The sequence below is a fragment of the Thermoanaerobacterium thermosulfurigenes genome, assembly GCF_051201035.1.
GTDB lineage: Bacteria > Bacillota > Thermoanaerobacteria > Thermoanaerobacterales > Thermoanaerobacteraceae > Thermoanaerobacterium > Thermoanaerobacterium thermosulfurigenes.
Genome location: NZ_JBPODR010000008.1, coordinates 1 through 16,142, shown reverse-complemented (window position 1 = coordinate 16,142; position 16,142 = coordinate 1). Strand labels below are relative to the sequence as shown.

Here is a 16,142-nt window from a genome sequence, read left to right as displayed (position 1 = left end):
TATATAGAGGTAAATTGTTAAAAATTTTTCTAAAGGAGAGGTTACCATGAAAAAATCATTGGCTATTGGGCTTACTACGGCATTTATTGCAGTAAGCTTGGTTGGTTGTGGTTCAAATAGCTCCAATACGTCTTCAAATACATCTGGCTCATCAGGTGCGTACAAAGACGGTACTTACAAAGCAGAACAAGCATCATTCGATGCACACGGATACAAAGGACAGATTGAGATCACCGTAAAAGACGGCAAGATTTCAAGCGTTGTGTACAATGAAGTAGATAAAAACGGCAAGTTCAAAAGAGACGATGCCGACTACGCATCAAAGATGAAAGCTAAAAACAACATAACGCCAAAAGAAGTAGATGAAAAACTTCAGCAAGAATTAGTAGATAGCCAAGATACGTCAAAAGTCGATACTGTGGCAGGTGCTACAGAATCATCAAAGACGTTTGTAGAGTTGGCAAATCAAGCATTGAAAGATGCTAAGAAATAAAAAACCCCTCCATTTTGGAGGGTCTTTTTCATGGATCTATTTTTAGTATACCTAATGCTTTTTCCAGGTCTATTATGTGATTTTCTTCTTCTAAAGCTATATTTCTGAGCTTTTGTCCTACGTCAAACAATCCTAAATTTTCCGCTTGAGCTATCCTTTGATTGTATCCATTCAATGCGTCGTACTCGTAGTTTAAATCTTGATAAAGCATTTCTCTATTGTCAAGAGAAGTTTGCCTTGGGTAAACTTCCACTGTGGGGATACCACCAAGGTATTGTATAATGTCTGTCAATATTACCGCATGATCGTGTTCATCTTTTGCGTGTTCTAATATCTTGTCGATGACTTCCACGTATTCCGCACCGTGCAGCATGCTGGAATGCTGGATGTACTGCACCATTGCGGCATATTCCTTGGTTAAGTCAGTATTCAAGTTTGATATAAGCTCTTTTTTGCTTACCATTAAAATTCACCTCTTTAAAAATATATGTTGATTCATACTATGATGATACTGATAAAAAAAGTATTTATTTGCTTAAAAAATTAAAATTTTTTAATAAATGTAAACGATGATTTATTAAGAATTTACAAAAAATTAAGTTGACTTATTTTCAATATGCTGATAGAATAACTATTAATTTCACCTTAAGATATTTCATCTCAATAAAAGCGATGATGGAGAGGGGTATATGTATAAGCTAAAGAGAGCCGGTGGTTGCTGCAAACCGGTGCGAGTACATATATTAGATCGCTCCGGAGTAGTTAAGTTGAAGTTTTAGTAGGCTTAACCGTAAGACCTGCGTTAAAGGTAAAGTATGATTACTTGCTGAGGTATTTGCCGTGAGGTAAATACGAAATCAGGTGGTACCGCGAGATGATCCTCGCCCTGAATATAGGGCGGGGATTTTTTAATATGTGAAAGGGGTGATATTATCATACACACAATATCTGTCTTGGTAAACAATCATTCTGGTGTATTGTCGAGAGTTGTAGGTCTTTTCTCAAGAAGAGGCTATAACATCGAAAGTTTGGCTGTAGGCACCACAGAACAAAACGATCAATCTCGCATTACCTTAACAGTCGATGGTGACGATTATGTGATAACACAAATAATAAGACAGCTTAGCAAGCTGTATGATGTCATTAAGGTACAAGATGTAGGCAAATTTCCTAATGTCTCAAGGGAGCTTGTACTGGTAAAAGTCGAGATCAATTCCAGCACGAGAGATGACATCATGCATATTGTAGATACTTTTAGAGGCAAAGTTATTGATATTTCACTGGATTCTATCATCATTGAAATGACTGGAGACACTGAAAAGGTTGAGGCATTTATAAAACTCATCAAACAATTTCAAGTAAGAGAACTTACAAGAACAGGTCTTATAACTTTAGAAAGAGGAAATAGAATTTTAAAAGAATACGAGGAGGAATTGTAAATGGCAAGAATGTATTATGATGAAGATGCAGATTTAAATCTTTTGAAAGGAAAGAAAATTGCGATAATTGGGTATGGCAGTCAAGGACATGCACATGCTCTTAATTTAAGGGATTCTGGTTTAGATGTTGTGGTAGGTCTATATGAAGGAAGCAAATCTGCTGAAAGAGCGAAACAGGATGGACTTACGGTTTTAAATGTAGATGATGCGTGTGAAGTATCTGACATAATAATGATTTTAATACCTGATGAAAAGCAGTCAAAAGTGTACAAAGAAAGCATAGAAAAACACTTAAAACCTGGAAATGCTTTAGTTTTTGCCCATGGTTTCAATATACACTTCCATCAAATTGTGCCACCAGAATACGTTGATGTCTTCATGGTAGCACCAAAAGGACCTGGACATTTGGTGAGACGAGTTTTTACTGAAGGAAAAGGCGTTCCTGATTTAGTTGCGGTTCATCAAAACTACACTGGAAAGGCTTTTGAGATAGCCTTAGCTTATGCTAAAGGAATTGGAGGCACAAGAGCAGGTGTCTTGGAAACTACTTTTAAAGAGGAGACAGAGACGGATCTTTTTGGTGAACAGGCGGTTTTGTGCGGCGGTGTCACGGAGCTTATGAAAGCAGGTTTTGAAACTTTAGTAGATGCTGGTTATCAACCTGAAATAGCCTATTTTGAGTGTATACACGAGATGAAGCTTATAGTCGATTTGATCTATGAAGGCGGTTTTGCCAACATGAGGTATTCCATCTCTGATACGGCAGAGTATGGTGATTATCTGACAGGCAAAAGGATAATAACGGAAGATACGAGAAACGAAATGAAACAAGTTTTGAATGAAATTCAGACAGGGGAGTTTGCAAAGAAATGGCTTTTAGAAAATGCTGTAGGAAGACCGCAGTTTAATGCCATAAGAGAAAGAGAAGCAAATCAAAAGCTTGAGAAGGTAGGAAAAGAGCTCCGTGGAATGATGTCATGGCTTAAAAAGAAGTAAAGAGGGGGCTTGTTTATGGGGGATAGAAAAGTCATTGTTTTTGATACGACGTTGAGAGATGGTGAGCAGACACCAGGCGTCAATTTTGACAAGGAAACTAAATATAAGATAGCAAATAAGCTTGTTTCACTTGGGGTAGATGTCATAGAAGCTGGTTTTCCTGCTGCATCAAACGGTGATTTTGAGGCTGTGAAATATGTAGCGGAAAATTTAGATGGTGTCACTGTTGCAGGATTGTCGAGATGTGTGAAAAGCGATATAGATAGAACTTATGAAGCATTAAAAAATGCAAAAAAATCCAGGATACATCTTTTTATTGCTACATCTGATATTCATTTAAAATACAAGTTAAAAATATCCAGAGATGAAGCCTTAAAAATGGCAGTTGACAGTGTGAAATATGCTTTAGGTAAGTTTGATGAAATTCAATTTTCTGCCGAAGATGCATCTAGGACTGATTGGGATTTTTTAGTAAAAGTATTTAACGAAGTCATTGATGCTGGAGCTAAGATAATAAATATACCTGATACAGTAGGATATGCTGTTCCAAAAGAATTTGGCAGATTAGTAGAGTACGTAAAAGATAATATTCACGACAGAGAAAATGTGACGATAAGCGTTCACTGTCACAACGATCTTGGTATGGCTGTAGTAAACTCCCTTTCAGCAGTGGAAAGCGGTGCAGATCAAGTGGAAGTTACTGTATGTGGGATAGGTGAAAGAGCTGGAAATGCTGCTTTAGAAGAAGTCATCATGGCCATAAATACAAGAAAGGATTATTTTAATGTAATCCACGGCATAAACACAAAGGAAATTTACAGCACATGTAAGCTGGTAAGTGAGATGGCAGGGATAGAACTTCAGCCAAACAAAGCCATTGTTGGATTTAACGCCTTTAGGCACACTGCTGGAATCCACCAGCACGGTGTTATAAATAATAAAGCTACCTATGAAATAATGAAACCAGAAGACATAGGTATAACAACTGATCATATATCTATGGGCAAATTATCCGGAAGAAATGCCTTTGAATTGAAGTTAAAAAACATGGGATTCAATCTTTCGCGAGATGAGATAAATATTGCTTTTAAGAGATTTAAGGATGTAGCTGATAACAAAAAGGTTGTAGATGATGAAGATATAAGAGAAATCGTAGAAGATGTCATTTTAAACAGTAAAAGTTTTAAGGAGGGAGAGCTTTGGGGTTAACGCTTACGCAGAAAATTTTAGCTAATAAAGCCGGATATGAAGTTAAACCTGGAGATCTTATAGAGATAGACGTTGACATGGTGTTAGGCAATGATGTCACATCGCCTGTTGCCATAAAAGAGTTTTTAAAGATAGGTGTAAAAGAAGTATTCGACAAAGAGAAAATTGCATTAGTGCCTGACCACTTTGTTCCAAACAAAGACATAAAGTCTGCAGAGCAAGTAAATATTGTAAGGAAATTTGCCAGAGAGTATGGCATAGTAAACTTCTTTGAAGTAGGACAAATGGGGATAGAACATGCGCTTTTACCGGAAAAAGGCTTAGTCTTGCCGGGAGATGTGGTAATAGGTGCAGATTCCCATACATGCACGTACGGTGCAATAACGTGTTTCTCTACAGGCATAGGAAGCACTGATATGGCCTGTGCCATGGCTACAGGCAAGGCTTGGTTTAAAGTTCCCGAAGCCATAAAGTTTAATCTTAAAGGAAAGCTTAATAAATGGGTAAGCGGAAAAGACGTCATACTGTACATCATCGGCATGATAGGTGTAGATGGCGCACTTTATAAGTCGATGGAATTCACTGGCGACATCTCGTCTTTGTCGATTGATGACAGGTTTACAATTGCAAATATGGCTATAGAAGCAGGGGCTAAAAATGGTATTTTCGATTACGACGAAATTACCGAAGCATATGTTTTGGGGAGAGCAAAGAGAAATTACAAAGTGTTTAAAGCTGATGATGATGCAGAATACGTAAAGATATACGATATAGACTTATCAACGATAAAGCCGCAAGTGGCATTTCCTCACTTGCCTGAAAACACAAAGTCCATAGATGATGTTGGAAATGTAAAAATAGATCAAGTTGTAATAGGTTCTTGTACAAATGGTCGTCTACAAGATATGGAAGTGACGTATGAAATTTTAAAAGGCAAGAAGGTTCATCCAGATGTAAGGTTGATAATTTTTCCAGCCACACAAGATATATATTTGGAATGTGTGAGAAGAGGCTATATAGAAGAGTTCATAAAGGCAGGTGCTGCTGTATCTACGCCAACATGCGGTCCTTGTTTAGGCGGTCACATGGGGATACTTGCAAAAGGTGAAAGGGCAATATCTACTACAAACAGAAACTTTGTTGGCAGGATGGGTCACACAGAAAGCGAAGTGTACTTGGCAAGTCCTGCTGTAGCAGCGGCATCAGCCATAAAAGGCTATATAGCAAGTCCTGAGGAGGTGGCTTAATTGGAAGGAAAGGCAATAAAGTACGGTGATAATGTGGATACGGATGTAATAATACCTGCAAGGTTTTTAAATACATCTGATCCAAAAGAACTTGCTGCCCATTGCATGGAAGATTTAGATAAAAGCTTTAAAGATAGAGTCAAACCTGGAGATATAATGGTTGCGGGGGACAATTTTGGTTGCGGTTCGTCAAGAGAACATGCACCTATAGCCATAAAGGAGTCTGGTATATCTTGTGTCATCGCAAAGTCGTTTGCCAGAATATTTTACAGAAATGCCATAAATATAGGATTGCCTATATTAGAATGTCCTGAAGCGGCATCTTCAATAGAAGACGGTGATATTGTTTCAGTCGATTTTGAGACAGGTGTCATAAAAGACATAACAAAAGGTATCGAGTTTAAATCGCAGCCATTTCCTGAGTTTATAAAGAGGATAATCGAATGTGGCGGCCTTGTAAACTACGTGAAGGAAAAGGTGGTATAGATGTACAAGATAACTGTATTACCAGGAGATGGAATAGGGAAAGAAGTAATGGAGGAAGCCCTTAAAGTATTAAATGCTGTTTCAGAAAAATACAGCATTGAATTTGAAGTAGAGAAGTACCTGTTTGGCGGCTGTGCCATAGATGAGTTTGGAACGCCGTATCCTAAGGAAACAGAAGAAGCATGTCTTAAAAGCGATGCAGTCTTATTAGGGGCTGTAGGTGGTCCTAAGTGGGACGATTTAGATGGCGATAAAAGGCCTGAGGCAGGTCTTTTGGCTCTGAGAAAAAGCCTTGATGTATATGCAAATTTAAGGCCTGCCACTCTCTTTAATTCTTTAAGAAGTGCATCTCCTTTGAAAGACGAAATTTTAAAGGACGGATTAGATGTACTTGTTGTAAGGGAATTGACAGGTGGCATATATTTCGGCGATAGAGGAACTGAAAAGATTGATTATGGGTATAAAGCATATGATACAGAATCATATACCACGATGGAAATAGAGAGGATTGCCCATATAGCGTTTAAAGCGGCGAGAAACAGGAAGAAAAAAGTTACATCTGTTGATAAGGCCAATATTTTGGATTCATCAAGATTATGGAGAAAAGTCGTCAATGAAGTAAGTAAGGAATACCCAGATGTAGAATTAAACCATCAGTATGTTGACAATTGCTCTATGCAGCTTATAAAAGATCCATCACAGTTTGACGTGATACTTACGTCCAATATGTTTGGAGACATATTGTCTGATGAAGCATCACAGCTTACCGGATCAATAGGAATGTTGCCATCAGCCAGCTTGAGAGGTGACAAAGTTGGGCTTTACGAACCTGTACATGGTTCGGCTCCTGATATTGCTGGCACGAAGAAAGCTAACCCTTTGGCTACAATACTGTCTGTCGCGATGATGCTGGAGTATTCCTTTGATATGATTGATGCCGCAAATGACATAAGAAATGCGGTAAATGATCTTTTGGAAGATGGATACAGGACTCCTGATTTAGGTAAAGGCACTATGTTAAACACCGAAGAGATGGGTGATATGGTTGTAAAATATTTAAAGAGGTGATTTTATGATAAGCGATAGCGTGAAAAAAGGAGTTGAAAAAGCACCCCACAGATCACTTTTGTATGCTTTAGGGCTTACCGATGAAGAGATAAATAAGCCTTTAATAGGCATTGCTAATTCAAAAAACGACATAATTCCTGGACACATAAATCTTGACAAGATTGCAGAGGCAGTAAAAGCTGGTGTAAGGCTTGCTGGTGGCACTCCTTTAGAATTTTCCACAATAGGTGTTTGTGATGGAATAGCCATGAATCACAAAGGTATGAAGTATTCCCTTGCTTCAAGAGAATTGATAGCCGACAGCGTTGAGACGATGGCTATGGCCCATGGCCTTGATGGACTTGTGCTGATACCAAACTGCGACAAGATAGTTCCAGGTATGCTTATGGCGGCTGCAAGGCTAAACATACCAGCTATCGTAATAAGCGGAGGTCCGATGTTGGCTGGAAGTTACGAAGGAGAAACATGCGATTTAAGCTCCATGTTTGAGGCAGTAGGCGCATTGAAGGCAGGTAAGATAAGTGAGGACGAGTTAAAGACGATGGAGATGTCAGCTTGTCCTACGTGCGGGTCATGCTCAGGTATGTTTACAGCAAATACGATGAATTGCCTTACAGAAGGGCTTGGCATGGGACTTCCTGGTAATGGCACGATACCTGCTGTTTACTCAGAGAGAATAAGACTTGCAAAAAAAGCAGGAATGAAGATAGTAGAGCTTGTAGAAAAGGACATTAAGGCAAGGGATATTTTGACAGAAGATGCCTTTATAAATGCTTTTTGCTTAGATATGGCTTTAGGAGGCTCTACAAATACAGTTCTTCACTTAAAGGCTATTGCACATGAGGCAGGAGTCGATATACCTCTTGAAAAGATAAATGAAATAAATGAGAAGGTTCCAAATCTGTGCAAATTAAGTCCTGCAGGAAAATATCATATAGAAGATCTCTACCACTCAGGCGGTATACAGGCAGTATTGAAAGAACTGTCAAAATTAGGAGTCTTAAATACAGATTGCATTACAGTCACATGTGATACAATTGGTGAGAATTTCAAAGATGCACGGATAAAAAATCATGATGTAATACACTCAGTAGAAGATCCCTACAGCAATACAGGCGGTTTGGCGATTTTGTATGGAAATATAGCGAAGGATGGTTCTGTAGTAAAGGCGTCTGCAGTGTCTAAAGAGATGCTTCACCATTCTGGCCCTGCGAGAGTTTTTGATTCAGAAGATGAGGCCATAAAAGCGATTTACGATGGCAAGATACAAAAAGGCGATGTTGTTGTAATAAGGTATGAAGGTCCAAAAGGTGGGCCTGGCATGAGGGAGATGTTAAGTCCTACATCAGCACTTGCCGGTATGGGACTTGACAAGGATGTAGCTCTTATTACAGATGGAAGATTTTCTGGTGCTACAAGAGGAGCTTGCATAGGTCATGTGTCGCCTGAAGCCATGGAAGGCGGCGAAATCGCTTTGATAAAAGATGGGGACATTATTGAAATAGATATACCGGGAAGAAAGCTTAATTTAAAGATAAGCGTTGAAGAAATGGAAGAAAGAAGGAAAAATTTTAGAAGGCCTGAGCCTCACATTAAGACAGGTTACATGGCAAGATACGCCAGATTAGTCACATCTGCAAATACTGGTGCGGTTTTAAAGGACGATTGATAAAGCTTAAATTCCATGAAAGGAGGCGCATATCGTGATCATAAAAGGTTCGCAGGTTGTCATAGAGGTATTAAAAGAGCAAGGAGTAGAAGTTGTTTTTGGCATTCCAGGCGGTTCTGTCATACCTCTTTATGATGCTTTGTACAATTCTGACTTGCGGCATATTCTTGCAACACATGAACAGATGGCTGCCCACATGGCAGATGGATACGCGAGAGTGACCGGAAAAGTTGGCGTGTGTTTTGCTACATCAGGACCTGGTGCTACCAATTTAGTCACAGGAATAGCCAATGCCTACATGGACTCTGTGCCAATAGTTGCTATAACAGGGCAAGTTGCTACGAGCCTCATAGGAAAGGACTCTTTTCAAGAAGTTGATATTGCAGGAATTACGATGCCTGTGACAAAGCACAATTTTATTGTGAAATCACCTGATAAATTAGCGGACACTTTGAGAGAAGCCTTTTTTATAGCGAAAGATGGAAGACCAGGTCCTGTTCTCGTAGACATACCGAAGGACATTCAGACTGCAGATATAAACTTTGTTAAGCGAAAAGATTTTTACGTTGAAACAAAGAAACATCAAGTATTAGAATCAGATTTAGTAAAGGCAGCAGAGTTAATCTCATCAAGCAAAAGGCCAGTTATTTTTGCTGGTGGTGGAGTTATATGGAGTGAGGCATCAAAGAATTTGTACGATTTTGCTAAAAAGCACATGATACCTGTAGCTACTTCGCTTATGGGACTTGGATGCTTTCCAGAAGATGATGAATTGTCATTAGGGCTTATTGGAATGCATGGAAGCAGATATGCCAATACGGCTGTTTATAAATCAGACTTGGTTATTGCAGTAGGGTCAAGGTTTAGCGACAGAGTTGCAGGTAAAGCAGGGGGTCTGGCGCCAAATGCAAAAGTCATTCACATTGATATCGATCCTGCGGAAATCGGCAAAAATATCGATGTCGATGTGCCATTAGTAGGAGACATCAAAGAAGTCCTGTCTCTTTTAAATGCAATGATAAAAGAAAAAGACAATAGGGAATGGATTCATGAACTTATATCAATAAAAGATAAAACGTCCTTTAAATATAAAGACGATGGGAAATTGAAGCCACAGTGGATAGTAGAAAGGGTTCAAGAGCTTGGAGGAGACAATCTTGTAGTAGCGACAGAAGTAGGGCAAAACCAGATGTGGACGGCTCAATACTATAAATTCAAAGAGCCAAGGACATTTGTCACATCTGGTGGACTTGGAACTATGGGTTTTGGACTTCCTGCATCAATAGGTGCACAAGTAGGGCGAGATGACAAAAGAGTGGTAAATATTGCAGGTGACGGCAGCATAAGGATGAATATTCATGCACTTGAAACGATGTCGGTGTACAACATACCTGTTATAACGATAATCCTCAACAATCAAACACTTGGCATGGTTAGACAATGGCAAAATCTCCTTTACGATAAAAGATTTTCTCAGACGGATTTAAATCCGAATCTCAACTTTTCAAAAGTCGCCGAAGCTTTTGGGGTAACTGGAAGAAGGATCTACACAAAAGAAGAATTTACAGATGCTTTTAGTGAAGCATTGTCAAACAACAATCCTTATGTTTTAGAGTGTATCATAGACAAAGACGAAATGGTTCTGCCATTTATTCCTGCTGGAGGAACCATTGAAGAGATGATAGACTAGCATTTTTATAAAATCAATGTTATAATTATAGAAACTAAATAAGATTAAACCTTCAGGGATTGGTGAAATTCCATACCGGCGGTAAAGCCCGCGAGCCTTATGGCAGATCTGGTTAGATTCCAGAGCCGACAGTATAGTCTGGATGAAAGAAGGCGAAATGGCAATTGTCATTATGCCCTGAAGTATTACATGCTTCAGGGCTAATTTTTTGAGGTGATTTTATGGAGAAATACATGAAAAGGGCATTGCAGCTTGCTAAACTTGGTGTAGGACACACAAACCCAAATCCTTTAGTAGGAGCTGTAATTATTAAAGATGGCAGGATAATAGGTGAAGGCTATCATGAATACTATGGAGGACCACATGCAGAAATAAATGCATTAAAAAACGCTAAAGAAGATGTAAATGGAGCCACGCTTTATGTGACATTGGAACCATGTTGCCATCATGGAAAAACACCACCTTGCGTCGATGCTGTCATAAAATCAGGCATAAAAAATGTTTTTATCGCTATGGAGGATCCAAATGAACTTGTAGCAGGAAGGGGAATTAAAAAGCTTGAAGAAGCTGGTTTAAATGTTTATACTGGATTGTTAAAAGATGAAGCAGAGAAATTGAATGAAGTATTTATAAAGTACATTACAAGTAGAGAACCTTATGTAATATTAAAATCCGCTATGACAATTGATGGAAAGATATCAACTTTTACAGGCGATTCTAAGTGGATAACAAATGAAAAATCAAGGGAGTATGTCCATAAAGTTAGAGGTAGCGTTATGGCAATAATGGTAGGTATTAATACAGTTATAAAAGATAATCCACATCTTACCGTTAGATTGCAAGGATATAAAAACCCTTTAAGAGTTATTGTGGATAGTCACGGCAGGATTCCATTAGATGCAAATGTCATCATTGATAAATCTGCTAAGACATTAATAGCTACAACAGATATGATGCCACATGATAAGGTGAAAGCTTTGAAGGATTTGGGTGTTGATGTGGTTACAATCGAAAAAAAAGATAATAAAGTCCATCTGAATAAATTGATCTATACGTTAGGGGAAAGAGGGATAGATAGTATTCTCATAGAAGGTGGAGGAACTCTCAACTATTCTGCTTTAAAAGAAGGAATAGTAGACAAAGTTATGTTTTATATTGCTCCCAAAATAATAGGTGGAAGCAATTCATTGACGCCTGTGGAAGGTGATGGCATTGCTTTGATTAAAGACGCAATAATGATTGAAAAGATAGATATAAAAAAATTTGACGATGACATACTTATAGAAGGTTATATAAAAAAGTAGGTGTTAAGATGTTTACAGGAATTATAGAAGAAGTTGGAAAGGTCAAGATGATTCAAAGAGGAAATATTACCAAAATAGCGGTAGAGTGCAAAAAAGTCTTAGATGGTGTAAGAATTGGAGATAGCGTAGCTGTAAATGGAGTATGCTTAACGGTTACAAATATAGGTAAAGATTTATTTACATCAGATATAATGTATGAAACACTTAAAACAAGCAATTTAGTAAGTTTAAAGATAGGAAGCATTGTCAATTTAGAAAGGGCATTAAGCATATTAGGTAGGCTAAATGGACACATTGTGACGGGTCATGTGGATACCGTTGGTACAATAATTGATAAAAACAAAATAAACGACACGACGACATTTAAAATTAAAATTGGTGAAAGATATTCAAAATATGTGGCTGATAAAGGAAGTATTGCTGTGGATGGAATAAGTTTGACAGTGGTAGAATCATCAGCTTCATACTTTACAGTGTCAATTATACCCCATACAGATAACAATACAACTTTAAATATAAAAAGAATCGGAGATACCGTAAATATTGAAGTTGACATACTTTCAAAGTATGCAGAAAGGCTTTTGGCGAAGAAAAACGTTGATGAATTTTTAATAGAAAATTATTTATAAGGAGATGTTCATAGATGTTTGATACTATTGAAAGCGCAATAGAAGATATAAAAAATGGAAAAATGGTCATTGTAGTCGATGATGAAGATAGAGAGAATGAAGGGGATTTAGTTATGGCTGCGGAAAAAGTGACAAGTGACCATGTGAACTTTATGATAAAGTACGGCCGTGGATTGGTATGTGTTCCTATGATGGAGGAGAGGCTTAAAAAATTAAACATTGGCAAGATGGTTTTTGATAATACCGATAAAAAAGAAACTGCTTTTACAGTATCTGTAGATCATAAAAACTGTAAAACTGGAATTTCTGCTTATGAAAGAGCACTTACTATAAAAATGCTTATAGATGATGAATCGATGCCGGATGATTTTACAAAGCCTGGACATGTATTTCCATTGGAAGCGAAAGAAGGAGGAGTTTTAGTAAGAGCGGGCCATACGGAAGCAGCGTGTGATTTAGCAAGGCTTGCAGGTCTTAAAAGTGCTGGTGTAATTTGCGAAATAATAAAAGATGATGGGAAAATGGCCAGACTCCCAGAGTTAATTGAATTTTCGAAAAAATTCAATTTAAAAATAATATCTATCGCTGATCTTATAGAATATAGAAGAAAAAATGAAAAACTGATAAAAAGAGTGGCAGAAGCATATTTGCCAACAAAGTATGGAGATTTCACGATAATAGGTTATGAAGAAATCCTAACAGGTAAAGAACATGTTGCGTTGGTGAAAGGTGGTTTGTCTCATAACCCTACATTGGTTAGGGTTCATTCAGAATGTTTGACAGGTGACATTATGGGTTCATTAAGGTGTGATTGTGGCGATCAGCTTCATGCAGCAATGGAGAAGATTGGCAAAGAAGGAGGTGTGCTGTTGTATTTAAGGCAGGAAGGCAGAGGAATAGGACTTTTAAACAAGATTAAAGCATACCATTTACAGGATGAGGGACTTGACACGGTAGATGCCAACATCAGATTAGGTTTTCCGGCTGATATGAGAGAGTATGGAATTGGAGCTCAGATTTTGAAGGATCTTGGGCTTAAAAAACTTAGGATAATGACAAATAATCCCAAAAAACTGGTTGGTATTTCAGGTTATGGCCTTAAAATTGTAGAAAGAGTTCCTATAGAGGTTTCAATCAATAGACACAATGAAAGATATCTTAAAACAAAGAAAGAAAAATTTGACCACATATTTACTTCATTTTAAAAATAAGCAAAGGAGAGATTGTATTGAAAAAGTATGAAGGAAAACTCATTGGAGATGGCTTAAAAGTAGGCATTGTTGTAAGCAGATTTAATGAATTTATAACAAATAAACTTTTGGATGGTGCTTTGGATGCTTTAAGAAGACATGGTGTTGATGATGAAAGCATTGACATTGCTTGGACTCCAGGCGCATTTGAAATACCCCTTGTATCAAAGAAGATGGCCACATCAAAAAAATACGATGCGATTATCGCACTGGGTGCTGTAATAAGAGGTGATACACCGCATTTTGATTATGTTGCAAATGAAGTATCAAAAGGAATAGCAAAAATATCGGTAGATTACGATGTGCCTGTAATATTTGGAGTCCTTACGACGGATACAGTTGAACAGGCAATCATGAGGGCTGGAACAAAGTCAGGCAATAAAGGGTTTGAAGCGGCTGTTACAGCAATTGAGATGGCCAATTTGATAAAGGAAATAGAAAGCTTATGAAAAATACCCATCTTATAAGCATTACGCTTTTAAGATGGGTATTTTACTTCCATGATGGTATTATGCCGGATTTTTGAAATGTTTTAAAGACGACTACGAAAACAGGTCCCATTATAAGCCCGAGACCGCCAAAAAGCCTTGCACCGATAAACATGGATAAAAGCGTTACAAGAGGATGAAGGCCTATACTTTGGCCGACTATCTTTGGCTCTATCATCTGCCTTACGACTGTGACGATGGCATATATGATAAGCAAGTAGATTCCAATAAGGTAGTTTTTTGTGAATATATTGTACAATGCCCATGGGACTAATACAGAACCTGATCCTAAAACAGGCAGTATGTCTATAAAGCTGACTAAAAGCCCTAGCAAAAATGCGTAATCAAATCCTATTATCGTAAGCCCTATGGAAACTTCTAAAAAAGTGATAAACATTATGGTTATTTCAGCCCTTATAAAGCCTATTAAAGTTTGAAAAAGATCCCCTTTTATATTTTCAGCGTGAAATGCCCAATTTGATGGAAATTGTCTTTTTATAAAGTTTAATATGAGCCATTTGTCTTTGCTTAAAAAGAACGTCGATACGATTGTTATTATTGACATAAAGAAAAAGTTAGGCAGCTTTGTTGCCAAGCCTAATATCCATCCTGCGAAGTTTTTAGCGTACACAGATATATTATTTAAAATCGATTGAAGATTGCTTTCTAAAAAAGTTGAGATGTTTGTAGGAAGCGATACATAATACCTCCTAATTCTGTCTATCAAATCAGATATTACTACATCAAAATTTTTTGTGTAACTTGGTGCGTGTTCAGCTAAGGTATTGAGTTCGAATACAAGCTGTGTGACTAAAAGGCTTATTAAAAGACCAATTATTCCAATCAATAAAAGTATAAAAAATGCAGATGACAATCCTCTTGGTATTTTCAGCTTTTTTTCTGAAAACTCTACGGCAGGATCAATTAAAATCGCCAAAAACAATGCTACTGCAAAAGGCATCAAAAATGGAATAAGCTTGAACACAAATAGATAAAAGCTTAGTACAACTGCCAATATTACGATTGAATTTCTAATGGTGCTTTGATACCGCGAGAGAAAATCTTTCACGAAAAACCCCTCCTTACTCTTTATTATAGTATCGGAATAACCACGTGTCTACATAAATGAATAAATAAAATCCGGTTTTGCCGGATTTTATTTATTGGGCGGTCTTTATTTTGATTTCATAAGATTTTTTAGCTATTTCTGATTGAGATATTATACCTTTTTCGATAAGCAATTCTATCAATGATGTCAAAGCTAAAGTGTTTTTGTACTCTGTGTCTTTTATGTCGGCAATTTCTAATAGATATTTAATTTCGTTCATCATATTCCCCCATAAATTATTTTATATAGTAATTATTGACACATATATTTATTATATACATTGTAATACATATAAAGTTAGTATTTGAAATATTGATGTGATATAATAATAACTGTATATTTAAAAAAGGAGATTGGACGATGAAGAGCAATACTAAAAAAGAGATTGTAAGTTGGATACTTACTATTGGGCTTGCTTTTATCATAGCTATGTTCATTAGGACGTATGTGTTTGAGCTTGTTGACGTACCTACAGGTTCTATGCTTAACACAATACAGCTTAATGATAAGTTTATTGAATTAAAATTCATATACAGATTTGAACCTATTAAAAGAGGTGACATAGTCGTATTTAAGTATCCTGACGATCCGTCTGTAAGCTTTGTAAAAAGGGTAATCGGCATTGGCGGAGATACCATTGAGATTAAAAATGGGATATTGTATAGAAATGGAAAGCCAGTAAAAGAGCCGTACCTTAAAGAGCCCATGAATAAAAATGAGACATTTGGACCGTATAAAGTCCCGCCAAATCACTACTTCATGCTTGGGGATAACCGAAATCAGTCTCTTGACTCAAGGTATTGGAAAAACAAATATGTATCCAAAGATGCTATAATGGGCAAAATAGTATTTAGAATTTGGCCTTTAAGCAGATTTGGATCTATGATTGGCAAATAGCTGTTGAAATCGAATTTGTTATATAGTATAATTGATTAAGGTGTCAAAAGTATTTTTTCATCCATGATAAACTGAAAATATGGTAAAATAGAAATATAAACAAAAAGAAATAGAAGGAGCGATACATAGCCATGGCATTCAAACCAAACGAATATCAACAAATCACAAT

17 protein-coding genes, 1 riboswitch and 1 other annotated feature are annotated in these 16,142 nt (G+C 37.2%); of the genes, 14 read left to right on the top strand and 3 right to left on the bottom strand.

Annotated features, from left to right (window positions below; all coding sequences use genetic code 11):
• The first annotated feature begins 46 nt into the window (after positions 1-46).
• The gene (locus HNR52_RS04465) at positions 47-493 is read left to right on the top strand and encodes an FMN-binding protein (RefSeq protein ID WP_013786838.1); all 447 of its coding nucleotides are present in this window, start codon (positions 47-49) and stop codon (positions 491-493) included.
• 28 nt (positions 494-521) lie between these two features.
• On the opposite strand, the gene HNR52_RS04460 is transcribed toward HNR52_RS04465, so the two are convergent.
• Entirely contained in the window at positions 522-956 is a 435-nt protein-coding gene (locus HNR52_RS04460) for a ferritin-like domain-containing protein (protein WP_013786839.1), read from the bottom strand.
• Positions 957-1,156: 200 nt separating this feature from the next.
• Positions 1,157-1,385 (top strand) — a binding site (T-box leader).
• 43 nt (positions 1,386-1,428) lie between these two features.
• On the opposite strand from HNR52_RS04460, the gene ilvN reads away from it, so the two are divergent.
• From ilvN to ribH, 12 genes are all read left to right on the top strand, one after another.
• Positions 1,429-1,932, top strand: coding sequence for an acetolactate synthase small subunit (gene ilvN / locus HNR52_RS04455; RefSeq protein ID WP_041592037.1), 504 nt, complete (start codon positions 1,429-1,431; stop codon positions 1,930-1,932).
• A complete protein-coding gene (ilvC, locus tag HNR52_RS04450) occupies positions 1,933-2,928 on the top strand; it encodes a ketol-acid reductoisomerase (RefSeq protein ID WP_013786841.1) in 996 nt (331 codons plus the stop codon).
• A 15-nt stretch (positions 2,929-2,943) separates the two neighbouring features.
• Complete coding sequence (locus tag HNR52_RS04445) at positions 2,944-4,137, top strand: 2-isopropylmalate synthase (protein WP_435619799.1); 1,194 nt, start codon at positions 2,944-2,946, stop codon at positions 4,135-4,137.
• Entirely contained in the window at positions 4,128-5,384 is a 1,257-nt protein-coding gene (leuC, locus tag HNR52_RS04440) for a 3-isopropylmalate dehydratase large subunit (protein ID WP_435619798.1), read from the top strand. Before HNR52_RS04445 ends, leuC begins: the two co-directional genes overlap by 10 nt.
• Positions 5,385-5,870, top strand: coding sequence for a 3-isopropylmalate dehydratase small subunit (leuD, locus tag HNR52_RS04435; protein ID WP_013786844.1), 486 nt, complete (start codon positions 5,385-5,387; stop codon positions 5,868-5,870).
• On the top strand, positions 5,871-6,938 hold the full coding sequence (gene leuB, locus HNR52_RS04430) for a 3-isopropylmalate dehydrogenase (RefSeq protein ID WP_435619797.1): 1,068 nt from the start codon (positions 5,871-5,873) through the stop codon (positions 6,936-6,938).
• A 4-nt stretch (positions 6,939-6,942) separates the two neighbouring features.
• The gene (gene ilvD / locus HNR52_RS04425; RefSeq protein ID WP_435619796.1) at positions 6,943-8,607 is read left to right on the top strand and encodes a dihydroxy-acid dehydratase; all 1,665 of its coding nucleotides are present in this window, start codon (positions 6,943-6,945) and stop codon (positions 8,605-8,607) included.
• A gap of 34 nt (positions 8,608-8,641) precedes the next feature.
• A complete protein-coding gene (gene ilvB / locus HNR52_RS04420) occupies positions 8,642-10,297 on the top strand; it encodes a biosynthetic-type acetolactate synthase large subunit (protein WP_435619795.1) in 1,656 nt (551 codons plus the stop codon).
• 44 nt (positions 10,298-10,341) lie between these two features.
• Positions 10,342-10,455, top strand: a riboswitch (FMN riboswitch).
• Positions 10,456-10,518: 63 nt separating this feature from the next.
• Positions 10,519-11,601 carry a bifunctional diaminohydroxyphosphoribosylaminopyrimidine deaminase/5-amino-6-(5-phosphoribosylamino)uracil reductase RibD gene (gene ribD / locus HNR52_RS04415; RefSeq protein WP_013786848.1) on the top strand — a complete coding sequence of 361 codons (1,083 nt, stop codon included), beginning with the start codon at positions 10,519-10,521 and terminating at the stop codon, positions 11,599-11,601.
• A gap of 8 nt (positions 11,602-11,609) precedes the next feature.
• Positions 11,610-12,230: a riboflavin synthase gene (locus HNR52_RS04410; RefSeq protein WP_435619794.1), complete on the top strand. Its 621-nt coding sequence runs from the start codon at positions 11,610-11,612 to the stop codon at positions 12,228-12,230.
• Positions 12,231-12,244: 14 nt separating this feature from the next.
• Entirely contained in the window at positions 12,245-13,435 is a 1,191-nt protein-coding gene (locus tag HNR52_RS04405; protein ID WP_435619793.1) for a bifunctional 3,4-dihydroxy-2-butanone-4-phosphate synthase/GTP cyclohydrolase II, read from the top strand.
• 23 nt (positions 13,436-13,458) lie between these two features.
• Positions 13,459-13,929, top strand: coding sequence for a 6,7-dimethyl-8-ribityllumazine synthase (gene ribH, locus HNR52_RS04400; protein ID WP_013786851.1), 471 nt, complete (start codon positions 13,459-13,461; stop codon positions 13,927-13,929).
• A 43-nt stretch (positions 13,930-13,972) separates the two neighbouring features.
• Here the strand turns inward: ribH and ytvI are convergent, their stop codons facing one another.
• Together ytvI and HNR52_RS04390 are read right to left on the bottom strand one after the other, a co-directional pair.
• Positions 13,973-15,037, bottom strand: coding sequence for a sporulation integral membrane protein YtvI (gene ytvI / locus HNR52_RS04395; protein ID WP_013786852.1), 1,065 nt, complete (start codon positions 15,035-15,037; stop codon positions 13,973-13,975).
• A gap of 91 nt (positions 15,038-15,128) precedes the next feature.
• A complete protein-coding gene (locus HNR52_RS04390; protein ID WP_013786853.1) occupies positions 15,129-15,296 on the bottom strand; it encodes a hypothetical protein in 168 nt (55 codons plus the stop codon).
• Positions 15,297-15,436: 140 nt separating this feature from the next.
• On the opposite strand from HNR52_RS04390, the gene lepB reads away from it, so the two are divergent.
• The gene (gene lepB, locus HNR52_RS04385; protein ID WP_013786854.1) at positions 15,437-15,973 is read left to right on the top strand and encodes a signal peptidase I; all 537 of its coding nucleotides are present in this window, start codon (positions 15,437-15,439) and stop codon (positions 15,971-15,973) included.
• The last annotated feature ends 169 nt before the right edge of the window (positions 15,974-16,142 follow it).